Source organism: Streptomyces sp. NPDC058864 (assembly GCF_042742985.1).
GTDB lineage: Bacteria > Actinomycetota > Actinomycetes > Streptomycetales > Streptomycetaceae > Actinacidiphila.
Genome location: NZ_JBHYMQ010000003.1, coordinates 115,851 through 140,080, shown reverse-complemented (window position 1 = coordinate 140,080; position 24,230 = coordinate 115,851). Strand labels below are relative to the sequence as shown.

Below are 24,230 nucleotides of genomic sequence, written 5' to 3'. Positions count from 1 at the left end.
GTGGCGGCGCCGACCCCTGCGGGAGGCTGCGCGTTCCGCGCATCCCGTCCCCCGGACCGCTTGTCACAGGCTGCGGCTAGTGTGACGCCCGTTGATCACCGGACGAGCGATGCCGCCGGTGTCCGGTCGTGGGTGTGGAGGGGTTGCTGTGCGGCGCTGGGAGCTCGTCGGCGGGGGATCCGCGAAGTTCTGGGAGGCGGCGGTCGACGGCGCGCTGGTGACGGTGCGCTACGGCCGGATCGGCACCGAGGGACGCCTCCAGGAGAAGGAGTTGGGGTCCTCCGAAGCGGCATCGGCGCACTTCGGCAAGTTGGTCGCCGAGAAGGAGCGCAAGGGATACCTCGAGGTCGGCCCGTCGGCTCCCCGGCAACAGGGGCCGGAATCGGAGCCGGGGGCAGAACCGGCATCGCAGCCGCAGCCCCGGCCACAACCGGAGACGCAGCCGGAGACGCAGCCGGAGACGCAGCCGGAGACGCAGCCGGCGAGCGGGCTTCCCGACGAGGACACGTTCGTCATACCCGGCTCGTGGCGCCGGGTGCTGCACCCGCGCCGCGGCGGAGTCCGGCGGGGCGCCGCCGTGCCGGCACCGGATGCGGCTGATCGGGTCCGGGCACGGATCAGGGGCGAACTGGACTGGATCGAGCAGGTCCTCACCGTTCCGCAGGCGGATCCGGCCCTGGTCCAGGCGGCGCGGAACTACCTGGCGGGGAAGCCGGACCACCGCGGGGCCGCGGTCGTGGCGCACCTGATGACGCCCTCCTGGCCCCACTCCCCGGCCGACGAATTCCCCTTCGCCGACGCGTGGACCGCGACCCACGGGCCGGCCTTCGCCGCCCGCGCGGTGGTGGAGAGCTTCGACGTCAACGCCGGCCATTGGTACCACCAGAACCGCACCGCTCCCACACTGCGTTTCCGGGGACCGACCGACCACATCACGCCGTACCCCGCACGTGGGCTGGCGGACCGGATGCGCACGCTGCTGGCCTCCGCGGACGACGAGACCTACCGGGAGACCGTCGCCGCACTGCGTGAGTGCCGCACGACTGCGCGGCGGCGGGTCGTCGCCGCCTATCTCGCGCCGGGCACGCCCGGCTGGGCCGACGAGTGCATCACCGAGGAACCCGGCTACGGGGCAGGCGGTGACGTGCTCCGGCCACTGCTGCTCTGCGCGCTCGACGATCCCGGGCAGGTCGGCCGGCTCGGCACGTCCCCGAGTCTGCTCTGGCGCGGCTGGACCCTGGGGCTGGTCGCCACGCTCGCCGACGGCCTGGGTACGGAGTGCGTGCCCTTCCTCGACGAGGCGATCGAACGGTCCTGGGACTCCGACCAGTTCCGGATCATCACCACGGCGGTGTCGCACTTCCCGACCGACGAGGCGTTCAGGCTGCTGCTCGCCCGTCTGGACAGCAAGCACATCCGCCCCGCGTTGCAGGAGGCCATGCAGCGCTACCCGGCGCGAGCCCTCCGTCTGCTCGCCGAGGCGGGCCTCACGGACGGGAAGAACGCCCCAGCGGCGCGCCAGCTCCTCAACACGCACGTGACGCTGAACAACGCCCTGCTGCCCGAGCTGCTCCCGCAGCTCGGTCCCGCGGCCGCGGAGCTGGTCCGGTCGCTCGACGGCGCGGGTGAGCGCGTCGCCGAGGCGGCACCGGACGTGCTGCCGGCGCTGCTCCTCTCACCGCCCTGGACGCGCAGGCGAACGGCCCGCAAGCCGCGGGTGCTCACGGGCCTGCTGCCGGACGGCACCCGGCGGGTGGCGTGGCGTGAGGGCGAGAAGGAGCGGTGGGCCGGGAATCCTTCCTGGGGATGGGAGTACCCGTCGACGACCGACTGGGACCGGGAGGCCGCCACGATCCTCCGGGGCCGGTCGGACCTGTGGCGCGCGACGCGCTTCTTCGTCCAGGGCCCGCTCGACGTGCTCTCGCCCTGGGTGGAGAAGTGGTCGCCGCAGGAGCTCTGGGGTGGCCACGACCTCCTCAGGCCCGTCGTCGCCAAGTACGGGACGGCGGCGCTGCCGCTCGCCCTCACGGTGGCCGCGGCCAAGCCGGCGCACTTCAGCCCGCTCCTGCTGCCCTTCTTCGACCTGGGCGCGGCACGGCTGATGGCGGACGGACTCGTCCGCCTCAAGTCGGTGCGTACGACGGCCCGCTCCTGGTTCGCCCGGTACGGGGTCGCCGGCGGCCTGCTGCTGGTACCGGACGCCGTCGGGCAGCCCGGCCCGGCCCGGAAGGCGGCCGAACACGCCCTGCGCCTGGTCGCGTCCGCCGAGGGGACGGACGCCGTCGTGGCCGCCGTCGCGGCGGCACACGGCGACGAGGCGGCGGGGATCGTCGCCGAGGCGCTGGCCGCGGACCCGCTGGAGATCGCCCTCCCGGCCCGCATGCCGGCCCTGCCCAGCTGGGTGCAGCCCGCGGTGCTGCCGCAGGTCCTGCTCACCTCCGGAGAGGCCCTGCCGGAGGAGGCGGTCCGTCATGTGCTGACCATGCTCGCCCTGTCGAAGCCCGCCGACCCGTATGAAGGGCTCGCCGTCGTCGGCGAGGTGTGCGACGCCGACTCGGCGGCCGCCTTCGTCTGGGCCCTGTTCGAGGAGTGGCGGCAGGCGGGCATGCCCGCCAAGGAGAGCTGGATCCTGCACGCGCTCGGCGCCCTGGGGAACGACACGACGGTGCGCCGGCTCACTCCGATCCTGCGCGACTGGCCCGGGCAGGGCGCCCACCACCGCGCGGTCGAGGGCCTGAACGTGCTGGCCGAGATCGGCAGCGACGTCGCCCTCATGCACCTCCACGGGGTCTCCCAGCGCGTGAAGTTCAAGGCGCTCAAGGTCCGCGCCCAGGAGAAGATCGCCGAGGTGGCCGAGGGACTCGGGCTGACCGGCGAGCAGTTGGCCGACCGGCTCGTCCCCGATCTCGGGCTGGGCCCGGACGGCACGACGGTCTTCGACTACGGGACCCGGCGGTTCACCGTGGGCTTCGACGAGCAGCTGCGGCCCTACGTGCTGGACGCCGACGGGAAGCGCCGCAAGGATCTGCCCACCCCCGGCATCAAGGACGACCAGGAGCTCGCCCCGGCCGAGCGCAAGCGCTTCATGGCCTTGAAGAAGGACGTCCGCACCATCGCCGCCGACCAGATCCGCCGCCTGGAGGCGGCCATGGTCACCCAGCGGACCTGGACCGCCGTGGAATTCCGCGAACTGCTCGTCCACCACCCGCTGGTCTGGCACCTGGTCCGCCGGCTGGTCTGGCTCGCCGGGACGGACGGCACGGTGACCGCCTTCAGGATCGCCGAGGACCGCAGCTTCGCCGACGTCGACGACGACGAGTTCACGCTCGCCGACGACGCGACGGTCCGGGCGGCCCACCCCTTGCACCTGGGTGACACCGTGCCGAAGTGGTCGGAACTGTTCGCGGACTACGAGATCCTCCAGCCCTTCCCGCAGCTCGGCCGGCCGGTGCTCCGGCTGACCCCGGAGGAGGAGACCGCCAACCGCCTGAACCGGTTCGAGGGGTGCGAGGTGCCCGTGGGCCGCCTGCTCGGGCTGACCAAGCGCGGGTGGGAGCGCGGGGAGCCGCAGGACGCCGGCATCGAGCGGTGGTTCTCCAAGCGGCTCGCCGAGGGACGCCACCTCGTCATCGCCCTGGACGAGGGCATCGCGGTCGGCAACGTCGACGAGTTCCCCGACCAGACCTTCGAGACGGTCTGGCTGGACACGGAGCCCGGTGACCACTGGGGCAGTCGCGACTACCCGCTGCGCTTCGGCGACCTCGACCCGGTCGCCGCGTCCGAACTGCTCGCCGACCTGGAAGAGGTGACGGCCCGGTGACCGCCGTCGGCGACGTGGCCGCGGAGGCCGCGCTCCAGCGGCCCCCGGCCGAGGTCAGGTACGCGGAGGAACTGGCGGCGCTCCGGGCGCGGGACGAGGACCCGCGCCCGCCCGGGTGGCAGCTGAGCCTGCGGGCGGCGCGCCGGTTCATCGTCGGGGACGCGGAGGCCGGGATCAGCCGCAAGTTCGTCGGCAACCCGTCCCTGGTCGAGCGCGCCCTGGTGACGCTGGCGACCAACCGCGGTCTGATGCTGGTCGGTGAGCCGGGCACGGCGAAGTCGCTCCTCTCGGAGCTGATCGCCGCGGCGGTCAGCGGCACCTCGACACTGACCGTCCAGGGCGGCGCGGCCACCACCGAGGACCAGATCAAGTACTCCTGGAACTACGCGCTGCTCGTCTCCGAGGGCCCGTCACCGCGCTCGCTGGTGCCCGCGCCGATGTTGCGCGGCATGTCCGAGGGCCGGATCGTCCGCTTCGAGGAGATCACCCGTTGCCCGTTGGAGGTGCAGGACTGCCTGCTGTCCATGCTGTCCGAACGGGTCCTGGCCGTCCCGGAGCTGGACGGCCCCGGGGGAATGGTCTTCGCGCGGAGCGGCTTCAACGTCATCGCCACCGCCAACACCCGCGACCGGGGCGTCAACGAGATGAGCGCCGCGCTGAAGCGGCGTTTCAACTTCGAGACGGTCTTCCCCATCGCGGACTTCGACACCGAGCTCGCGCTCGTCGAGGCCGAGGCGGGCGCGCTGCTGCGCCGGTCCGGGGTCGCGGCGCCGCCGGACCACGACGTGCTCGAGGTGCTGGTGGGGACGTTCCGCGAACTCCGTGGTCAGCAGGCGTCCGGCGAACGGCTCTCCGCCGTGATGAGCACCGCGGAGGCGGTATCGGTGGCCCACGCGGTGGGCGTACGCGGCTGGTTCCTGCGCGGTGAGCCGGGCGACGCCTCCGATCTGGTCACCTGCCTGGCCGGCACCGCGGCCAAGGACAGCCCGGAGGACCTGGCCCGGCTGCGCCGGTTCCTCGACCAGCGGGCAGGGCGCCGGCACGGCGCCCAGTGGCAGGCCCTTCACGAGGCACGCCATCTGCTGGACGACTGATGTCCACGGTCTTCATCGGCGTACGCCACCACTCGCCGGCCTGCGCCCTGCTGGTGGCCCGCACCATCGAGGCGCTCCGGCCCGCGTACGTGCTGGTGGAGGGGCCGGCCGACATGAACGGGCGGCTGGACGAGCTGCTGCTCGGCCACGAGCTGCCGATCGCCGTGTTCAGCCACTACCGCGACGAGGAGCGCGCGGCGACGAGCTGGACACCGCTGTGCGACTACTCCCCCGAGTGGGTCGCGCTGCGCTCCGGCCGGTCCGCCGGCGCCGAGGTGCGCTTCATCGACCTGCCCGCCTGGCACCCGGCCTTCACCGAGCGCCCGGAGCCGCTGGCCAACCGCTACGCCGACGCCGAGGCCCGCTACGCCGCGGCGACACGGCGTCTGTGCAGCCGGTTCGACGTCGACTCCGTCGACGCACTGTGGGACCGGCTGTTCGAGATACCCGCTCCGGAGGGGCTCCAGCAGCGGCTGGACGCCTACTTCGACCTGGTACGCGGGGATTCGGAGGCCGAGCCGGGCGACGGGGCCCGGGAGCGGTACATGGCCTCCTGGGTCCGTGCCGCGGCCGACCGGGCGGGGAAGCGGCCGGTGCTCGTGGTCACCGGCGGGTTCCACACGCCGGCGCTGCGTGCGCTGACCGCGCCACCCGCCCGTGACGCGGACGCGGCGGACAGCGCGCCGGCGCAGTGGCCGGCGCTTCCGGAACCGCCCGTCGGGGCCGTCGGCGGCAGCTTCCTGGTGCCGTACTCCTTCCGCCGGCTCGACTCCTTCGCCGGCTACCAGTCCGGCATGCCCTCGCCCGGCTACTACCAACTGCTGTGGGAGCACGGGCCCGCCGCCGCGGCGGACGGCCTGCTGGAACAGGTCGTGGGGCGGCTGCGCGGGCGGCGCCTGCCGGTGTCGACGGCCGATCTGATCGCGGCCCGGAGCCTCGCCCAGGGCCTCGCCGCCCTGCGCGGGCACGCGGTGCCGGCCCGCACCGATGTGCTCGACGGTCTCGCGGCCACGGTGATCAGCGACGCCCTGGATCAGCCATTGCCCTGGACCGAGCGCGGCGTCCTCGCACCGGGCACCGATCCGGCCGTGGTCGAGATGGTCTCCGCGAGCACCGGCGACCGGACCGGTCTGCTGCACCCGGACACGCCCGTCCCACCGCTCGTACAGGACGTCGCGGCCAGGCTGCAGCTGTGCGGGATCGTCCTGGGGGAGCGCGTGACGGCGGACCTGACCGAGCCGTCCGGGCTCGTCCGCAGTCGTCTGCTGCACCAACTGCGCGTGCTGGGCGTTCCGGGACATGTGCGCGCCTCGGGTCCCTCGAAGGGTTCGGACCCGGTCTTCGCCGAACGCTGGGAGCCGGGCCCGGTGCACGGGCGCGAGGCGGCGCTGATCGAGGCCGGTGCGCACGGCGCACGGCTGGAGGAGGCCGCCGCCGCGGCGCTCTCGGCGCGGGTGCGGTCCACGGGGAACGCACCCGGTGCGTCGCCGGATTCGGCCACGACCGCCCTGTCGGAGGTGCTCTTCGACGCGGTGCTCTGCGGGGCGGATGCGCTCTCCGCCGATCTGCTGGGCTCCCTCGCGTCCCGGGTGGGCACGCTCGGTGAACTCGGCCCGGCCGGTGAGGTGCTGGCGACGGCGCTGCATCTGTGGCGGCACGACCGCGTGTACGGCGTGGCCGGGAACCCTCTGCTGGGCAGGCTCGTCGACGAGGCCGTCGGCCGGGTGTTCTGGCTGGCCGAGGGCCTGCACGGGGGCCGTGGCGTCGACTTCGCCCGGCTGCGGGCCCTGACCGCCGCACGGGACGCGCTGTGGCACGCGGAGTCCCTGCTGTCCTTCTCCCGGACGGCCGCGGCCGACACGGCACGGCGGATCTGCGCAGACGCCGCCGCGCCCGCGGACCTGCGTGGTGCCGCGCTGGGCCTGCGGTTGTCCCTCGGTCCGGCCGGTGCCGACGCGGCCGGGCAGGCACGCTCGCTCGCGGCGTCGGGTCCCGGGGAGCTCGGCGACTGGCTGGCCGGCCTGTTCGCCCTGGCCCGGGACCAGGTGACGGGCATCGGTGGCAACGTCGGAGGGGGCGTCGCCGATGCGCCGGGCCCGTCCCTGCTCGACGCACTCGACGAGATCGTCCTCTCCATGACCGACGGCGACTTCCTGATCGGCCTGCCCGCCCTGCGGCAGGCCTTCGCCTTCTTCCCGCCCCGCGAGCGCGAACGCATCGCGGAGCGACTGCTGGAGCGCCGCGGCCGGCGCGGCTCGGCCCGCTCCCTGCTGCGCACGTCCGCCGACCCCTTGGTCCTCGCCCGCGCCCACGCCCTGGAGGAGAACGTGAGTCGCCTGCTCGACAGGTACGGTCTGCACGGCGGGCGGGAGAGCCGATGACCGGCCGGAAGCACCCGGCCGCCCGCCCGGCGCCGGAGGTCCCCGACGCCGGGCTGGAGCGGTGGCGGCTGATCCTGGGCGCGCCCGCGGAGCGCTGCACCGGCCCGCTCGGCCCGCAGGCCGCCGCCCGCGACGCGGCGCTGGACTGGCTCTACGGCCGCGACCCGGACCTGGCGCAGCGCGGGGTGCGCGCCGGTGCCCCCACCGGACGCGAGGGCGGTGACGGCGCCTCCCGGCTCACCGCGGTGGACTGGCTCGACGACATCCACCGGCTCTTCCCCAAGGAGACCGTCGAACGGCTCGAGCACGACGCCGTGGAGCAGTACGGCATCGACGAGATCGTCACCGACCCCGACGTGCTCTCCCGCGTGGAGCCCAACGCGACCCTGCTCCGCGCCGTACTGCGCACCAAGCACCTGATGAACCCGCAGGTGCTGGCGATGGCCCGGCGGATCGTGGAGGCGGTGGTGAGGGAGCTGATGGAACGGCTGCGTCCGGAGCTGCGCCAGGCCCTCACCGGGGCCCGCTCGCGGCGCCCCAGCCGGCTGCCGCTGGCGCGGGACTTCGACTTCCAGGGCACGATCCGGGCCAACCTGGCGCACTACCAGCCCGAGGAGCGGCGGATACTGATCGAGCGCCCGCGCTTCCACTCACGGGTCCGGCAGCACCTGCAGCAGTGGCAGCTGATCCTGCTGGTGGACCAGTCCGGCTCGATGGTGGGCTCGGTGATCCACTCCGCCGTCACCGCGGCCTGCCTGTGGAGCCTGCCGGGTCTGCGCACCCACCTCGTCGCCTTCGACACCGACGTGGTCGATCTGACCTCGGACGTCACCGACCCGGTGGAGCTGCTGATGCGGGTCCAGCTCGGCGGCGGCACGGACATCGCGCGCGCCGTCGACTACGCCGCCGGCCTGGTGGACAACCCGCGTCGCAGCATCGTCGCGGTGATCTCCGACTTCTACGAGGGCGGCGACGCCCATCGGCTGGTCCGCACCGTGCGCGACCTCGTCCAGCAGGGCTCCACCGTGCTCGGGCTGGCCGCGCTGGACGAGGAGGCCAACCCCGACTACGACCGCGACCTCGCGGCCCGGCTGGCCCGGGAAGGAGCCCATGTGGGCGCGATGACCCCTGGTCAGCTGGCCGAGTTCGTGGCCGACAAGGTGGCCCGGTGAGCGGCACGCCCGCGAGTGCGGCCGTCGGTGCGCCGCGGCGCGAGGACCTGCTGGCCCTCACCGCCGACACGCTCGCCGCCTTCGCGAACCGCGGTCTGGTGAAGCGTGCCGCCAAGGACCTGGATGCCGGCTCGGGTCCGGACGTCACCCGCGAGGGTGACGGAACCGTCTGCGGCGCCTACCCGGACGGCACCCGGACACGGCTGCCCGCGGGTGCCGGACTGGAGGCGTCGGAGTGCAGCTGCGCGGCGACCGGGGTGTGCCGCCACCGGATCAGTCTGGTGCTGGCCTATCAGCGGCTGGACGGCACCGCTGAGCCGACGGGCCCGGAGGTGGCCGCGTGGTCGCCGGGCGAGTTCGACGACGCCCGGCTCGAGGCCGTGCTCGGCCGGGCCGCGCTGGCGGCCGCGCGACGGATCCGGGACCGGGGCTACTCGGCGACCGTGCACCGGCCGGACGCGGCGCGACCCGCGCCGTCGGTCGAACTGCCGACCTGCACGGTGCGCTTCCCCGTCCCGCACCAGCTCGGCTACGCCCTCTGCGATGCCGCGGCGCCGCACCGCGGGAAGATGATCACGCTCGCGGTCTGGGCCTGCCGCGCCGCGGACGCCTGCGCCGAGGACGGCACGGACGTGCAGGTCAGTGTGGGCGGACGCCCGCCCGCCGCGCCGGACGCGGACGACGCCCTCGACGACGCCCTCGCGCTGGCCGACGACTTGCTGCTGGACGGCGTCGCGCACACGACCCCGGTGTTCGCCGCGCAACTGGACCGCGCACGCGCGGAACTGTCCCGCGCCTGCCTCCACTGGCCCGCCGCGGTCATGGCGGACCTGCACCGCCAGGTCGACGCCTGCGCCCGGCGCGATGCGCTCCACGACGCCGGACGGGTCGCCCGGCTCCTCGCCGAACTGCACGCCCGTCGGCGCGCGGCCGGGACCGACCGACCCGGCGTGCTCGGCACCCGGGAGTCGGCGGACACCCCGCTGCGCCAGGTGCGGCTGGTCTCCCTCGGCTGCCGGATCACGGGCCGGACGGCGGCGGAGCGCACCGCCGAGGTGTACTTCGCGCACCCGGACGCCGGGATCGCCCTGGTTCTGCGCAAGCACTGGCAGTTGACGGAAGGCCACTCCCCCACCGGTCACGACCTCGCGGGACGCCGCCTGCTCGGAGTGCCGCTGCGGGCGCTGTCCGGGGCCAACGTCGTCAGCGAGCGCATCTCCCGAAGTGCCGGCCGCACCGTGGCCATCGGACGCGGACGCATCGCCCCCACGAGTGTCACGCCTCTCGGTTCGGCCTGGGACGGCCTGCCCGACACGCTCCTGATCGGCGATCTCGCGGCGGAGCTGTCCTCCTGGGAGGGCCGCCCGCCGCAGCTGATCCGGCCGAGGGTGGAGGCCGACACCGCCCGTGTGCTGGCCGTGGCCGCCGTCGAGTCCGTCGGCTATGACGCCGCCCGGCAACGGCTCGAAGCGGTCGTCCGCGATCCGTCGGGCAACGCGGCACTGGTCCGCGCCGACTACGACCCCACCTGTCCCGGCGGCCTGGACGCGCTGGCCCGGGCACTCGGCGGCCCCGGGGTCCGGTACGTGAGCGGCCTGCTGGGCCGGGAGGGCGGCCGCCCGGTGCTCGACCCGCTCGCGGTGCTCACCGAGGACGGACTCGTCGTACCCGACCTCGAGGCCGGCGACGGCGCGGGGGTACTCGCCGCGGCCGCTGCGCACAGCACCGACCCGATCACACGGGCCCTGGAATCCGGCCTGTCCGCCCTCTCGGACCTCGCGCACAGCGGCCTGCGCGCCCGGAGCCGTTCCGCCCGCGACCGCCTCGCAGGAGCCGCGGCGGCACTGCGACGTACCGGGCTGCGCTCCGCGGCGGCGCTGCTCGACGCGGTCGACGGGGCCCTGGACGCCGAGCACCCGGAGGAGGCGACGGCAGCGTGGGCGGACGCCGCGATCCGGCTCCTGGTCGGCCTCGAACTGCACCAGGAGGCCGGTCTCTGACGCGGCCCGGCGCCGGGCCGGGCCGGGCCTCATACGCACCAGGAGCGGAGTTCCTCGGCGATCTCGTGCACGTCGGCGGTGCCGTCCTTGACCAGCCGGGCCAGATCGCGCACCCGCTCCGGCGACGTGGCGACCTTCAGGCCGTCGGCCACCAGGTAGGCGTAGGCGACCGCGGTGGCGAAGAGCGCGTTGGACCGCTCCAGGGCCGGCACGTGGACCAGGAGTTGCAGCAGGCACGCGGCCCGCTCGTGGGGGTCGGCGTAGACGGGGACGCCGAATATCTCGGCCTGGTGACGGCTGACGGCGGCGACGAGGGCGCCCCAGTCGGTCACCTGGGGGTCACCGGGGGTGTTGTGCTCGGCGACCATGAGCAGCCAGGCGAGGTCGATCCGCAGGGTCAACGGCGGCCTTCGCGCTCCGTGCCGAACTCCTCGGCGAAGACGGACTCGTAGCGTTCCATGAAGTCGGCGGCGGCCTCGACGAAGCTGCGGCCCCGCTCCCCGGCGTCCTTGCGGACGAGTTCCTCGATGTACCGGTTGACGCTGACGCCCCGCTGCGCGGCCCGCTCGCGGGCGGCCGCGGCGGTGGTCTCGTCCACCCGCACGTTCAACTGCGTCTTGGCCATACCGTCAAGCTAGCGCCGACGCACTAGCAGTGACAAGCGGCCCAGGGGGCGCATCCGCCCGGGTGGCCGTGCGCCCCGGAGCCGGTCCGGGCTCCGGGGCGTGCGGGGCGCGCCAGGCGCACGCGGGGCGCGTGATCAGAGGCGGCCGGCCACCGTGCGCGCCAGTTCCTCGAGCGGCTTGTCGAACCGGGAGGGCTCCTCGTTGCGGACCAGCCGGATCGCGACCCACTGCCCGGACACCCTCAGGAAGACCGATCCGTCCTCCAGCCAGGCCTCGTCGCCGATGCCGTCGAGCGGTTCCAGTTCGTGGCCGAGCCCGCGCTCGGCGTCGTAGTAGTTCTTCCCCGGCTCTCCCGCGAAGACCTCGACCTGGGCCGTCGGACCGGTCTCCGGCGCGGCGTAGGTGCAGGTGCCCTCCAGGTCCCGGCCGGGCTTCAGGGCCGTGCCGGCGAGCCGATCGGCCTCGGCCTGTGTCACCAGGTCGCACGGGTCGCCGGCCGTCCCGGCCGACGCCGAGGCCGACGCGGACGGCTGCCCCGGGGACACCGCCGACGACCCGCCGGCCCCGCCCGGGGCGCTCGGCGCGGACGCCGACGGCTTGCCGCCGGCGTCGTCGTCGGCCGGAACCTGGCACCCCTGGAGCGCCAGGAGCAGCAGGGCCGCCACCGGCACCCCCGCCCAGGCCCGGGTTCGCCTGTGGTCACCGGACCCGGCCCGGCTGCGTGCATGCACCATCGATTCGGTCCCCCCTCGCTACGTGTCCTCGCCCCCGTCCCGGCCACAGCGTGCCCGGCGCGGGTGCACCTACAGACGTACCGGAACGGCCTGCCGGTTTCGGCCGGACGAACTCGCGGTCGCACGGCGGCCGCCCGCGCGCCCCCGGCGCTCACCCTCCGGGACGATGCGGCGCGGCACCCGACGACCTACGCTCGGGTCGCATACGGACAAGTACGCACTTCCTCACGTTGGGGGGCAAGCGTGTCGACATGGACGGCAGCGGACACAGAGGGCATCGAGGCGGGAGCGGAACCCGCCGCGCGGGCGACGGCACTGACGAAGTCGTACGGGACGGGCGAGACCCGGGTGGTCGCGCTGGACGCGGTGGACGTGGAGATCGCCCGCGGCCGCTTCACGGCCGTCATGGGGCCCTCCGGCTCCGGCAAGTCCACGCTCATGCACTGCCTGGCGGGGCTGGACTCGGTCACCTCGGGGCAGGTCTGGATCGGCGAGACCGAGATCACCCGTCTGGCGGAACGCGAACTGACCCGGCTCCGCCGTGACCAGGTCGGCTTCGTCTTCCAGGCGTTCAACCTGCTGCCGACGCTCACGGCCGCCGAGAACATCACGCTGCCCATGGACATCGCGGGCCGCAGGCCCGACCGGGAGTGGGTGGACCGGGTGATCGACACCCTGGGCCTGCGCGACCGGCTGGGGCACCGTCCCGCGCAGTTGTCCGGCGGACAGCAGCAGCGTGTGGCGTGCGCCCGGGCCCTCGCCTCCCGGCCTCAGCTGATCTTCGCGGACGAGCCGACCGGCAACCTCGACTCGCAGGCGGGCGCGGAAGTGCTCGGCTTCCTGCGCGAGGCCGTGGACGTGCTCGGCCAGACCGTGGTCATGGTGACCCACGACCCCGGCGCGGCGGCGTGGTCGGACCTGGTGCTCTTCCTGGGCGACGGGCGGATCGTCGACGAGATGCACGGGCCCACCGCGGACGGCGTCCTGGAACGGCTCAAGCGGTTCGACGCGCTGCGGAAGCAGGGCTAGGCGCCGGCGATGCTCCGGGCGACGCTGCGCAGCTTCCTGGCCCACAAGGGCAGGCTGCTGCTCAGCGCGCTCGCCGTCCTGCTGTCGGTCGCGTTCGTGACCGGCAGCATGATCTTCTCCGACACCGTCAACCGCACCTTCGACCGCCTGTTCGCCTCGACGTCCGCCGATGTGACGGTGGGTCCGCCGGAGGCCTTCAGCGAGGACCAGCAGTTCGCCTCCGGTCAGGTGCGCACCCTCCCGGCGTCCCTGCTGGACCGGGTCAAGGCCGTACCGGGTGTGGCCGACGCGCGGATCGACGTCACCGTCCGCAACACCACGGTCGTCGACGCCGACGACCAGCCGGTCGGCCCGACCACCGGCGCCCCCACCCTGGCCACCAACTGGTCGGGGAACCCGCGCAGTCCGGTCCGGCTGACCAGCGGGCACGCGCCGCACGGCCCCGACGAGGCGCTGATCGACGCCGACACCGCGGCGAAGCGCCACCTGGAGATCGGCGACCGCTTGCGGGTGCTGGCGCAGCCGGGGGCGTTCCCGGTCCGGCTCGTGGGCATCGCGACCTTCACCACGACCAATCCGGGCGCCGCCCTGCTCTTCGTCGACACCCCCACCTCGCAGTCGAGGCTGCTGGGCCGGACCGGTGTCGCCACGTCGGTGCAGGCCGACGCGGCGCCCGGGGTCTCCGACGACGTGCTGAAGCAGCGCATCGCCACCGCGCTCGGACCGCACTACACCTACACGACCCAGGCCGAGCAGGCGAAGTCCGCGGTGGAGAGCCTGGCCACCCTCCTGGACGTGATCAAGTACGTGATGCTGGGCTTCGCCGGGGTCGCGGTCCTGGTCGGGGTCTTCCTGATCGTCAACACCTACTCGATGCTGATCGCCCAGCGCACCCGGGAGCTCGGACTGCTGCGCGCGCTCGGCGCGGACCGCGGGCAGGTGCGGCGGTCGGTGCTGGTGGAGGCGCTGCTGCTGGGGGTGGTGGGCTCCGCCCTGGGCCTGCTGTGCGGGATCGGTACGGCCGCGGGGCTGATGCGACTGCTCGGGGTGTTCGGGATGAACATCGACGCCGCCGAGATGGTCATCCGCTGGCGCGTGCCGGCGGCGGCGTTCACCGTAGGGCTGCTGGTGACGCTGGTCGCGGCCTACCTGCCGGCGCGGCGGGCGTCCCGGGTCTCCCCCATGGCCGCGCTGTCCGACGCCGAGGTCGCCGGGGCCGGGCGGAGCCTGCGGTCGCGGGCGGTGGCCGGCGCGCTGGCGACGCTGGTGGCCGCGGGGACCCTGGCCGGGGCGGCGGTGGCCGGCGGCACCGGCGACGCCGCGACGTTCCTGGGGGCCGGCATCGGGCTGTCGCTGGTCGCGGCGGTGGTCGTGGGGCCGCTGCTGGTGCGTCCGGTGATCCGGGTGCTGGGCGGGGCGTTCCCCCGGGTGTTCGGGCCGGTGGGGCGGATGAGCCAGCGCAACGCGCTGCGCAACCCGCGCCGCACGGGCGCGACGGCCGGCGCGCTGATGATCGGCCTTGCCCTGGTCACCGGCATGTCCATCGCCGGCACGTCGATGGCGAGCTCCTTCGACCAGGAGATCGACCGGGCCCTGGGCGCGGACTACGTCGTGCAGGGCACCCACTTCGCCCCGTTCACCCCGGAGATCACCGACCGGGTGCGGACGGTGCGCGGCGCGGGGGAGGTGGTGCCGGTGCGGTACGTCTCCGTCCTGATGACGCTGCCCGACCGCCGCACGGTCAAGCTGACGGGGACCGCCATCGGCCCGGGGGCGGACCGGGCGCTCAACCTGGACTACGCCGCGGGCGACACGGCACGCGCCCTGGCCCGCGACAGCCTGTCGCTCTCCGCGACGTACGCCGCGCACCACGGTCTGCGCGTGGGCAGCCGGATCCCCGTGCGCTTCGCCGACGGCCGCTCGGCGACGTTCACCCTGTGCGCCCTGACCACCAGCCAGAGCACCCTGCTCGGCGACGACGCGACCCTCACGATGGGCCTGGCCACCGCCGAGCGGTTCCTGCCCCGGGGCCAGGACGCCGCGTTGTACGTGAACGCCGCGCCCGGCACCGACAAGCCCACGCTGCGCGCGAACCTGGAGGCGGCACTCAAGCCCTATCCGCAGGTGGAGGTACGCGACCAGGCCGACTACAAGGAGCTGGTGCGCACCCAGATCTCCGTGCTGCTGAACCTGGTGTACGCGCTGCTGGGGCTGGCGATCATCATCGCCGTGCTCGGTGTCGTCAACACCCTCGCCCTGTCGGTGATCGAACGCACCCGGGAGATCGGGCTGCTGCGGGCGATCGGTCTGTCGCGGCTCCAATTGCGCCGGATGATCCGGCTGGAGTCGGTCGTGATCGCGGTCTTCGGCGCGGTGCTGGGACTCGCCCTGGGGCTCGTCTGGGGGGTCGTGACGCACGAGGTGCTGGCGCTGGAAGGCATGCGGGCGTTCGCCGTTCCCTGGACCACGGTGGGCGCGGTCATGGCCGGTTCGGTGGTGGTGGGCCTGGTCGCGGCGCTGCTGCCGGCCCTGCGCGCCTCGCGCATGAACGTCCTGGCCGCGATCGCGCACGAGTGAGCCGCCCGGGGACGGGGAAGGCCGTCGACCGGCCGACGCGTCGGGACGAGGGTTCGCCCCGCCATCGCGGAGCTGCGCGTGGGGGGGCCGGGCTCGGCGCTTCGCAATTCGCTCGCCGCCCGGGCCCGCGGGCTGCTTGGCTGACCCGCATGGACGAGCTCGGGATACGCAGTGCGGTACCGGCGGACGCCGGACGGGTGCTGGACTTCTGGCGGACGGCCGCCGAGGGCACCAGCATCAGCGACGACCAGGACGGCGTGGCGCGGCTGATCGCACGCGACCCCGAGGCCCTGCTGCTCGCCGAGGCCGGCGGTGTGCTGGTCGGCACGGTCATCGCGGGCTTCGACGGCTGGCGCTGCCATCTGTACCGGCTGGCCGTCCACCCCGAGCGGCGGCGCCAGGGCGTCGCGCGGGCCCTGCTGGCGGCGGCCGAGGAACGCTTCACCGCGCTGGGCGGCCGGCGGGGCGACGCCATGGTGCTGGAGCGCAACGAGCGCGCCCACCACGCCTGGCGCTCGGCGGGCTACGCGCCCGAGCACCACTGGCGCCGCTGGACCAAGCCCTTCCGGCCGGCCCCGTAGCGCGCCGGCCGGGGCCGGACGGCACCGCGAGGCCGCGTTCCCGGGCTGTCCGTCGCGCCCGCGCTTCCTACGATGGGCATATGGACGACCCCGCGAGTCCGTCACGTCTGCGGTCGCCTCGCCCCCGCCCGCGGCGCGCGGTCCGCCCACGGCTGACCGATCATGGGACCGAGGTGTCCCGATGACCGAAGTGCTGCTCCTGGCCGTCGCCCTGCTGCTGACCCTGGCCTGCGCCGTCTTCGTCGCCGCGGAGTTCTCCCTGACCACGGTCGAGCGCACCGACCTGGAACGGGCCGAGAAGGCGGGCGAGCGCGGTGCCCCGGCGGCGCTGCGGGCCGTGCGCAGCCTGACGGTGCAACTGTCCGGCGCCCAGCTCGGCATCACCGTCACCGGACTGGTCATCGGCATGCTGGCGCAGGCCTCCATCGCCGAACTTCTGGCGGGACCGCTGCGCGCATGGGGGATGTCGGCCACCGGTGCCGCGTCACTGGGCCTGGTACTGGGCACCGGCATCTCGACGGTGGTGCTCATGGTGGTGGGCGAACTCGTCCCCAAGAACTGGGCGATCTCCCGTCCGCTGCCGGTGGCCAAGGCCGTCGCCCCGCCGCAGACCGTGTTCACCGCCGCCTTCGGCCCGCTGATCCGGCACCTGAACAACACCGCCAACCGGGTCCTGCACCGCCTGGGCATGGAACCCGCCGAGGAACTGGCCTCGGCGCGCAGCCCCGAGGAACTGGTGGCCCTGGCCCGGCACTCCGCCCGGGCGGGCGCGCTGGAGGCCGACACCGCCGAGCTGTTCGTACGGACGCTGAGCCTGGCCCGGCTGACCGCCGAGAACGTGATGACCCCCCGCGTCCAGGTCGTCGCCCTGGAGGAGGGCGCCACCTGCCGGGACGTCGCCGACATCACCCGCGCGACGGGGCTGTCCCGCTTCCCCGTCCACCGGGGCGGCCTGGACAACGTCATCGGCATCGTCCACATCAAGGACGTCCTGGCGGTGCCGTACGAGCGCCGGGAGGGCCACCCGATCACCCCGCTGCTGCGGGAGCCGGTGCCGGTGCCCGAGTCGCTCACCGTGGACCGCCTGCTGGACCGGCTGTCCGGCGCGATGAGCATGGCCGTCGTCATCGACGAGTACGGCGGCACCGCGGGCGTCGTCACCCTGGAGGACATCGTGGAGGAGGTCGTCGGCGAGGTCCGTGACGAGCACGACCCGCTGGAGACCCCCGACCTGGCCTTCATCCACCAGGACCGCACCGGCCGCCACGTCTACGACGCCGACGGCGCCATGCGGACCGACCAGCTCGCGCACATCGGCCTGCGCGTCGCCGACGGCCCCTACGAGACGCTGGCCGGCCTGGTCGCCGAGCGGCTCGGGCGGATCCCCGCCACCGGCGACACCGTCGAGGTCAACGGCTGGATGGTCGAGGTCACCGACGACTCGCACCACCGCGCCGCGCATGTACGGCTGATCTCCCCCGCGCCGCGCACGCAGAACGGGCTCGCGCAGGCGCGGGACGCGGACGGCGGGACGGCGGGTGCGCGATGATCTTCCTGCAGCTGTTCGTCGGCGCCCTGACCCTGGTCGTGAACGCCTTCTTCGTCGGCGCCGAGTTCGCGATGATCTCCGTCCGGCGCAGCCAGATCGAGCCCCGCGCGGAGGCCGGGGAGCGCGGCGCGCGGCACGTCCTGTGGGGGCTGCAGCACCTGTCACCGCTGATGGCCGCCGCCCAGCTGGGGATCACGCTGTGCACCCTGGTGCTGGGCATCGTGGCGGAACCGGCCATCGAGCACCTGCTGGCGCCGCTCTTCCACCTGCTGCACGTACCGCAGGGAGCGATCCACGCCCTGTCCTTCGCGATCGCGCTGACCCTGGCGACGTACGCGCACATGCTGTTCGGCGAGATGGTCCCGAAGAACATCGCGCTCGCCGCGCCGGAGCGCACCGCGCTGGTCCTGGGCCCCCCGCTGGTCACGCTGGCGCGGGCGCTGCGCCCGGTGATCTTCGCGGTGAACGCCTTCGCGAACGGGTTGCTGAAGCTGCTGCGGGTCGAGCCCAAGGACGAGGTGGCGGCGGTCTTCTCGGACGACGAGCTGGCCCGGATGGTGACCGACGCCGGTCAGGCCGGGCTGCTGGACGAACGTGCCGCGATCCGCCTGCAGGACGCCCTCGAGCTGGGCCGCCGTCCGGTCCGCGCGGTCGTCGTCCCCTGGGAGCGGGTGGTCTCCGCGCGCTTCGGCATGACCCCGGCGGGCCTGGAACGCCTGGCCGCCCGCTCCGGCTTCTCGCGCTTCCCCGTGACCGACGACGCCTGCCGCATCCTGGGCTACCTCCATGTGAAGGACGCCCTCGCGCTCGGCCCGAGCCGCCACGACCAGCCCTTCCCGCGCGGCGCGCTGCGCCGGATCACCCGGGTCGCCGCGGCCACCCCGCTGGACGACGTGCTGGCGGCGATGCGGGCCAGCGGCGCGCACCTGGCCGCGGTCGTCGACGACCAGGGCCGCGGTCTCGGTCTGGTCACCATGGAGGACGTGCTGAAGGAGCTCGTGGGCCACGCCCCGGCCGCCTGAAGCGGCGCTCCGCGGGGCCGGTAGGATCTCGCCCGCCATGCAGATGAACGCCACCCACACCAGCTTCGTCGCGCTCGGCGACTCCTTCACCGAAGGCATGTCCGACGCGCTCCCCGACGGCTCCTACCGGGGCTGGGCCGACCTCCTCGCCGGGCGGCTCGCCGGCCACGCGCCGGGCTTCCGCTACGCCAACCTGGCGGTGCGCGGCAAGCTCATCCAGCAGATCGTGGACGAGCAGGTGGAGACCGCCGCCTCGATGGACGCCGACCTGGTCACCCTGGTGGGCGGGCTCAACGACGTGCTGCGGCCCAAGTGCGACGTGGTGAAGGTGTGCGGGCTGCTGGAGGAGGCCGTGGAACGGCTGGCGCCGGCCTGCCGGCAGCTGGTGCTGATGCGCAGCCCGGCCCGCCGGGGCCCGGTGGCGGTGCGCTTCCTGCCGCGCATGGAGCAGCTGTTCGGCTTCATCGACGACCTGGCCGCCCGGCACGGCGCGCTCGTCGTGGACCTGTACGGCGCCAACGTGCTGGGCGACCCGCGCCTGTGGGCCGAGGACCGGCTGCACCTGGACGGCGAGGGCCACCGCCGGGTCACCGAGGCGGTCTGGCAGACCCTCGGGCACACCCCGCAGTTCGACTGGACCGAGGCCCTGCCCGACTCCGTCCCCCTGTCGTGGCCCGCTCGCCGCGCGGCCGACCTGCGCTTCACCCGCCAGCACCTCGTCCCGTGGATCGGCCGCCGCCTCACCGGCCGCTCCTCCGGCGACGGCCTGCCCCCCAAGCGCGCGGAACTCGTGCCGTACGAGCTCTGACCGCCCTCCGGGGAGCCGGACGGGGGGGCCTGACGGACGGGTGCGCCCCGCCGTCCTTCGGGACGGCGGGGCGCTTTCGTGTGCGGGGGGTCAGCGCCGCCGGGACCGACCGGGGCGGGCGTTGCCACCGGGGAGGCGGGCGGTCCGCTGTTCGCGCGGGCCCTGGGCCTTGCGCCAGGCGTATTGCGCCGCCCAGCCGGCGCCGAGGGCGACGAGGAAGGCGAGGGCGATGTCCAGGGGCTGCTTGCCCACGAGGATGCCGGTGGCGCCGGCCAGGGTGATGAGGCCGGATATGACGGCCACCACCGTCCAGAGCATGGTTCTCATGGCGGAAAGGTAGGGCCGGACGATCCCCGCCGCCAGCACTGCGGGTGACCCCTGGTGGTCGGCCCGGCGACGAAAGGGCCCGACGGCACCCCACCGCGCTACGCGCATAGACCGGTGCGGGGCGCTGACCTGCGCCGACGCGCAGTAGAATCTCGCTACGTGACTTCCAAGCCCCGCATCCCCAACGTCCTGGCCGGCCGCTACGCCTCCGCGGAGCTCGCCACCCTGTGGTCCCCCGAGCAGAAGGTGGTGCTGGAGCGCCGTCTGTGGCTGGCCGTGCTGCGGGCCCAGAAGGACCTGGGGATCGAGGTGCCGGACCAGGCCGTCGCGGACTACGAGCGGGTGCTGGAGCAGGTCGACCTCGCGTCCATCGCCGAGCGGGAGAAGGTCACCCGGCACGACGTCAAGGCGCGCATCGAGGAGTTCAACGCCCTCGCGGGGCACGAGCACGTCCACAAGGGCATGACCTCGCGCGACCTCACCGAGAACGTCGAGCAGCTGCAGATCCGGCTCTCCCTGGAGCACGTCCGCGACCGCACCGTCGCCGTCCTGTCCCGGCTCGGAAGGCTCGCCGCCGAGTACGCGGAGCTGGTCATGGCCGGCCGTTCGCACAACGTGGCCGCCCAGACCACCACCCTCGGCAAGCGCTTCGCGACCACGGCCGACGAGCTGCTGGTCGCCTTCGCCCGGGTCGAGGACCTGCTCGGCCGCTACCCGCTGCGCGGCATCAAGGGCCCGGTCGGCACCGCTCAGGACATGCTCGACCTGCTCGGCGGGGACGCCGGCAAGCTCGCCGAGCTGGAGCGCCGGATCGCGGCGCACCTCGGCTTCTCGGAGGTCTTCACCTCCGTCGGCCAGGTCTACCCCCGCTCGCTGGACTACGACGCCGTGACCGCGCTGGTGCAGCTGGCCGCCGCGCCGTCGTCGCTCGCCAAGACGATCCGTCTGATGGCCGGGCACGAGCTGGTCACCGAGGGTTTCAAGCCCGGCCAGGTCGGCTCCTCGGCCATGCCGCACAAGATGAACACCCGCTCCTGCGAGCGCGTCAACGGCCTGGCGGTCATCCTGCGCGGCTACGCGTCGATGGTGGGCGAACTGGCCGGTGACCAGTGGAACGAGGGCGACGTCTCCTGCTCCGTGGTGCGCCGGGTGGCCCTGCCGGACGCGTTCTTCGCCTTCGACGGCCTGCTGGAGACCTTCCTGACCGTGCTCGACGAGTTCGGCGCGTTCCCCGCCGTCATCGCCCGCGAGCTCGACCGCTACCTGCCGTTCCTCGCCACGACGAAGGTGCTCATGGGCGCGGTGCGGGCCGGCGTCGGCCGCGAGCTCGCGCACGAGGTCATCAAGGAGCACGCGGTCGCCTCGGCGCTCGCCATGCGCGAGAAGGGCGCCGAGCGCAACGAGCTGCTGGACCGGCTGGCCGAGGACGAGCGCATCCCGCTCGACCGCGGCGGGCTGGACGCGCTCATGGCCGACCGCCTCTCCTTCACCGGCGCGGCCGCCGACCAGGTCGCCGAGGTCGTCCGGCGGATCGGCGAGGTCGCCGACCGGTACCCGCAGGCGGCCGCCTACGCCCCCGGGGCCATCCTCTGACCACGGTCAGGCGTCGCCGCCCCTCCCAGGACGAACTGGAGGCCGCCCGCGACCGCGTCATCCCCGACGTGATCGCGGACGGCCTGCGGGTGCTCTTCTGCGGCATCAACCCCGGGCTGATGTCGGCCGCCACCGGTCACCACTTCGCCCGCCCCGGCAACCGCTTCTGGCCGGTGCTGCACGCCTCCGGGTTCACCCCGCGCCGGCTCGACCCGGCGGAGCAGGACGAACTCCTCGCGTCCGGGCTGGGGATCACCAACGTGGTCGCGCGCGCTTCGGCCCGCGCCGACGAACTCACCCGCGACGAACTGCTCGAGGGCGGGCGGCTGCTGACCGAGCGGGTCCTGCGGTACGAGCCGCGCTGGCTGGCCGTCGTGGGCGTGACCGCCTACCGCGTCGCCTTCGCCGAGCCCCGCGCCCGCATCGGCCCCCAGGAACGCACCATCGGCGGCACCCGGATCTGGGTCCTGCCCAACCCCAGCGGCCTGAACGCCGGTTGGCCGACCCAGGCCATGACGGAGGAATTCGGCCGCCTCCGCGACGCGTCGCGGGATTGATCCGCCCGCGGGACTGTGCCTCGTCCTGGCCGCGGGACACCGGAATGGCGCGTGGGACGCCGCCGTAGGGACCGCCCGGCGGCGTGAACCCGCCCGGCGCCGGCGGCGGGTCACCTCGTGGCGTCGTGCACCAGGGAACCGGGGTGGGACGCGAGCAGCCGGGTCAGGAGGGGCAGGGCGGCGGCCGTCGTGGGGGCCTGGGCCGCGGGGAGGCGGGCGACGTCGGGCGGCAGCGCCATGCCTCCCCGGGGGACGGCGAGGACGCGCATGCCTGCGGCGGTCGCCGAGCGGATGCCGTTCGGGGAGTCCTCGACGGCCAGGCAGCGGGACGGCGGCACGCCGATCTCGGCGGCCGCGCGCAGGTACGGGTCGGGCGCGGGTTTGGGCCTGCCCACGTCCTCCCCGCACACGACGGCGCTCAGCCGCCCCGACAGACCCAGCCCGTCCAGGACCGCCAGGACGAAGCGGCGCGGGCTGGCCGTGGCGAGGCCGACGGGGCCGTGGCGGCCGGCCTCGAGGACCAGGTCCACCGCTCCGGGCAGCGCCGGGACCAGGCCGTCGGCGACCTCGCCCGTCGCCGCGGCGGTGCAGGCCTCGACCACCTCGGCGGGGTCGGCCGCTCCGCCGCACAGTCCGGCGACGTACACCGCCCAGCCGCCGTTGCCGTGCAGGGCCGCGGTGTCCTCGGCCCGCCACGGGTGACCGTGGCGGGCGGCGAAGGCGGCGCAGACGCGGACCCAGGTGTCCGCGCTGTCGACCAGGGTGTCGTCCAGGTCGAAGATCGTCGCTCGGGTCATCCGGTCACACCGTCGCGGGGTCCGCGAGCCGCGGTCCGTTCGACAGCTGCTCGATCGAGATCAGCGCCAGGCCGTGCCGGTCGGCGAAGGCCCGCAGCCGGTCGAAGCGGGCGACCGAGCCGTCGTCCTCGCAGACCTCGCTGATCACCCCGACCGGCGGCAGCCCGGCCAGCCGCAGCAGGTCGACGGTGGCCTCCGTGTGTCCGCGCCGCTCGGCGACGCCCCCGGCCCGGGCCCGCAGCGGGAAGACGTGCCCGGGGCGGTGCAGCTGGTCGGGCCGGGTGCCCTGGCCGGCGAGCGTCCGCGCCGTGAGCGCCCGGTCCGCGGCGGAGATGCCGGAGCCGGCCCCGACCGCGTCGACGGAGACGGTGTACGCCGCCGTGTCGAAGCCGGGACGGGGCGGGACCATCAGCGGCAGTTCCAGGCGGTCGGCGATCTCCGGCGCCATGGGCGCGCAGATCAGGCCGCTGGTCCAGCGGACGAAGAACCCCAGGGTCTCCGCGGTGGCGAACTCGGCCGCCATGATCAGGTCGCCCTCGTTCTCGCGGTCCTCGTCGTCGACCACGATGACGGGCCGTCCGGCCCTCAGGTCCTCGACGGCGACGGACACGGTGTCCAGGCCGCCGGCCGGGCGTGGCGTCGGTGCTGACGTCACAGGAATCGTCCCTTCGTCGGATCCACCCCCCGCGGGATGCATCGGTGACCGAACGAGGGAGCTTGAGAAATCCGTACGCCGAACGGGCTTTCCCCGTGAAACCGTACGGAACCCGGCAGCGCGGAAGCGGCTTGCCGCACGTTGTGGCGGAGGGTGTGGACACGGGGTGGCCGGAGGCGCGGCGGCCGGTGTCGGGGCGGATCCCGCTCCTCGGGGTGCCGGCCCCGGAGCCGGACCTCAGGTGGACGACCGGGCGAGCGCCCCGTTAGGGCGGGCCCGGAGCCCGGCGGGCGCGTGGGTGGTGACGCCGGGGTACCCCGTGTGTGCCGGGTCCGCGTGGCGGGAGTCGTCGCGCTTGACGACACATCAGGCCGTGCCCGGCAAAGGGCAGTGGGCGCGCGGCGGCCCGCGCCGTGGTGTGCGACGTGGTCACGGCACGGCCGCCGCGTCGCCGACGGCGGCCACCAGTTGGAGGGGCAGTTCCCGGTCCCACTGCCCGACGCACACGCCGATCCAGCGGCCGTCGACCCGCCAGGCCCACGCCTCGTGGGCGTAGGTGCACAGCGTGCGGAGCGGGCGGGGCACCGGCTCCCCTTCGACGAGACGTTCGAGGTGGGCGGAGAGGTCGACCGTCTCGGGGACGCCCCAGCGCGCCGTGAACACCTCGACCAGGGCCTGGCACTCGGCTTCCATGTCGTCCTCGGCCTGCCGTCTGCGTGCCGGGTCCCCGTCGGCGTCCCAGAAGTCCTCGCTGATCCGGAGGTCCGCTATGTGGTATCCGGGGCCGCTGTCGACCGCGCCGCGGCGCTCGTCGCGCGCCGGGAACGGGCGGGCGCGCAGCGCGTCGACGGTGGCCACGTGGCCGGGCAGGTCCATGGCTCCAGTAAACCCCGCGCCTGTGACACTTG

General features: G+C 74.4%; 20 protein-coding genes. 13 read left to right on the top strand and 7 right to left on the bottom strand.

Features of this window, described 5'->3' with window-relative positions:
• Positions 1–148: 148 nt before the first annotated feature.
• The 5 genes from ACFW3D_RS03810 to ACFW3D_RS03790 are packed head-to-tail and all read left to right on the top strand — an operon-like array spanning position 149 to position 10,467.
• Positions 149–3,820: a WGR and DUF4132 domain-containing protein gene (locus ACFW3D_RS03810; protein ID WP_500500943.1), complete on the top strand. Its 3,672-nt coding sequence runs from the start codon at positions 149–151 to the stop codon at positions 3,818–3,820.
• Entirely contained in the window at positions 3,817–4,914 is a 1,098-nt protein-coding gene (locus tag ACFW3D_RS03805) for an ATP-binding protein (RefSeq protein WP_500500941.1), read from the top strand. The genes ACFW3D_RS03810 and ACFW3D_RS03805 overlap by 4 nt, the downstream gene beginning before the upstream one ends.
• Positions 4,914–7,295 (top strand): DUF5682 family protein, encoded by a 2,382-nt coding sequence (locus ACFW3D_RS03800; RefSeq protein WP_500500938.1) that lies wholly within the window; start codon positions 4,914–4,916, stop codon positions 7,293–7,295. Before ACFW3D_RS03805 ends, ACFW3D_RS03800 begins: the two co-directional genes overlap by 1 nt.
• Entirely contained in the window at positions 7,292–8,467 is a 1,176-nt protein-coding gene (locus ACFW3D_RS03795) for a VWA domain-containing protein (protein WP_500500937.1), read from the top strand. The genes ACFW3D_RS03800 and ACFW3D_RS03795 overlap by 4 nt, the downstream gene beginning before the upstream one ends.
• A complete protein-coding gene (locus tag ACFW3D_RS03790) occupies positions 8,464–10,467 on the top strand; it encodes a YehQ family protein (RefSeq protein WP_500500935.1) in 2,004 nt (667 codons plus the stop codon). Before ACFW3D_RS03795 ends, ACFW3D_RS03790 begins: the two co-directional genes overlap by 4 nt.
• 29 nt (positions 10,468–10,496) lie before the next feature.
• On the opposite strand, the gene ACFW3D_RS03785 is transcribed toward ACFW3D_RS03790, so the two are convergent.
• The 3 genes from ACFW3D_RS03785 to ACFW3D_RS03775 form a co-directional block, all read right to left on the bottom strand.
• Positions 10,497–10,868, bottom strand: a complete 372-nt coding sequence (locus ACFW3D_RS03785; RefSeq protein WP_500500933.1) for a fic family toxin-antitoxin system, toxin component — start codon at positions 10,866–10,868, stop codon at positions 10,497–10,499.
• Complete coding sequence (locus ACFW3D_RS03780; protein ID WP_500500931.1) at positions 10,865–11,092, bottom strand: toxin-antitoxin system HicB family antitoxin; 228 nt, start codon at positions 11,090–11,092, stop codon at positions 10,865–10,867. Before ACFW3D_RS03780 ends, ACFW3D_RS03785 begins: the two co-directional genes overlap by 4 nt.
• Positions 11,093–11,227: 135 nt before the next feature.
• Positions 11,228–11,827, bottom strand: a complete 600-nt coding sequence (locus ACFW3D_RS03775; protein ID WP_500500929.1) for a hypothetical protein — start codon at positions 11,825–11,827, stop codon at positions 11,228–11,230.
• Between the two features lie 243 nt (positions 11,828–12,070).
• Between ACFW3D_RS03775 and ACFW3D_RS03770 the strand changes: the two genes are divergently transcribed.
• The 6 genes from ACFW3D_RS03770 (at position 12,071) to ACFW3D_RS03745 (ending at position 19,393) form a co-directional block, all read left to right on the top strand.
• Positions 12,071–12,856 (top strand): ABC transporter ATP-binding protein, encoded by a 786-nt coding sequence (locus ACFW3D_RS03770; protein WP_500500927.1) that lies wholly within the window; start codon positions 12,071–12,073, stop codon positions 12,854–12,856.
• Between the two features lie 9 nt (positions 12,857–12,865).
• Positions 12,866–15,433, top strand: coding sequence for an ABC transporter permease (locus tag ACFW3D_RS03765; protein WP_500500925.1), 2,568 nt, complete (start codon positions 12,866–12,868; stop codon positions 15,431–15,433).
• A 149-nt stretch (positions 15,434–15,582) separates the two neighbouring features.
• Entirely contained in the window at positions 15,583–16,014 is a 432-nt protein-coding gene (locus ACFW3D_RS03760; protein ID WP_500500923.1) for a GNAT family N-acetyltransferase, read from the top strand.
• A gap of 181 nt (positions 16,015–16,195) precedes the next feature.
• Positions 16,196–17,563 carry a hemolysin family protein gene (locus tag ACFW3D_RS03755; RefSeq protein WP_500500921.1) on the top strand — a complete coding sequence of 456 codons (1,368 nt, stop codon included), beginning with the start codon at positions 16,196–16,198 and terminating at the stop codon, positions 17,561–17,563.
• On the top strand, positions 17,560–18,585 hold the full coding sequence (locus tag ACFW3D_RS03750; protein ID WP_500500919.1) for a hemolysin family protein: 1,026 nt from the start codon (positions 17,560–17,562) through the stop codon (positions 18,583–18,585). Before ACFW3D_RS03755 ends, ACFW3D_RS03750 begins: the two co-directional genes overlap by 4 nt.
• A 37-nt stretch (positions 18,586–18,622) precedes the next feature.
• Entirely contained in the window at positions 18,623–19,393 is a 771-nt protein-coding gene (locus tag ACFW3D_RS03745) for an SGNH/GDSL hydrolase family protein (RefSeq protein ID WP_500500917.1), read from the top strand.
• Positions 19,394–19,483: 90 nt separating this feature from the next.
• Here ACFW3D_RS03745 and ACFW3D_RS03740 read toward each other — a convergent pair whose 3' ends face one another.
• The gene (locus ACFW3D_RS03740; RefSeq protein WP_500500915.1) at positions 19,484–19,720 is read right to left on the bottom strand and encodes a hypothetical protein; all 237 of its coding nucleotides are present in this window, start codon (positions 19,718–19,720) and stop codon (positions 19,484–19,486) included.
• Between the two features lie 159 nt (positions 19,721–19,879).
• Between ACFW3D_RS03740 and purB the strand changes: the two genes are divergently transcribed.
• Complete coding sequence (purB, locus tag ACFW3D_RS03735) at positions 19,880–21,313, top strand: adenylosuccinate lyase (RefSeq protein ID WP_500500913.1); 1,434 nt, start codon at positions 19,880–19,882, stop codon at positions 21,311–21,313.
• Positions 21,314–21,381: 68 nt separating this feature from the next.
• On the top strand, positions 21,382–21,870 hold the full coding sequence (mug, locus tag ACFW3D_RS03730) for a G/U mismatch-specific DNA glycosylase (RefSeq protein ID WP_500500911.1): 489 nt from the start codon (positions 21,382–21,384) through the stop codon (positions 21,868–21,870).
• 110 nt (positions 21,871–21,980) lie between these two features.
• On the opposite strand, the gene ACFW3D_RS03725 is transcribed toward mug, so the two are convergent.
• The 3 genes from ACFW3D_RS03725 to ACFW3D_RS03715 all read right to left on the bottom strand — a co-directional run bounded on the left by ACFW3D_RS03725 (position 21,981) and on the right by ACFW3D_RS03715 (position 24,198).
• Complete coding sequence (locus ACFW3D_RS03725) at positions 21,981–22,667, bottom strand: HAD family hydrolase (protein WP_500500909.1); 687 nt, start codon at positions 22,665–22,667, stop codon at positions 21,981–21,983.
• Between the two features lie 4 nt (positions 22,668–22,671).
• Positions 22,672–23,322 (bottom strand): 3,4-dihydroxy-2-butanone-4-phosphate synthase, encoded by a 651-nt coding sequence (gene ribB / locus ACFW3D_RS03720; protein ID WP_500500907.1) that lies wholly within the window; start codon positions 23,320–23,322, stop codon positions 22,672–22,674.
• Positions 23,323–23,751: 429 nt separating this feature from the next.
• Complete coding sequence (locus ACFW3D_RS03715) at positions 23,752–24,198, bottom strand: hypothetical protein (protein ID WP_500500905.1); 447 nt, start codon at positions 24,196–24,198, stop codon at positions 23,752–23,754.
• Positions 24,199–24,230 lie beyond the last annotated feature (32 nt).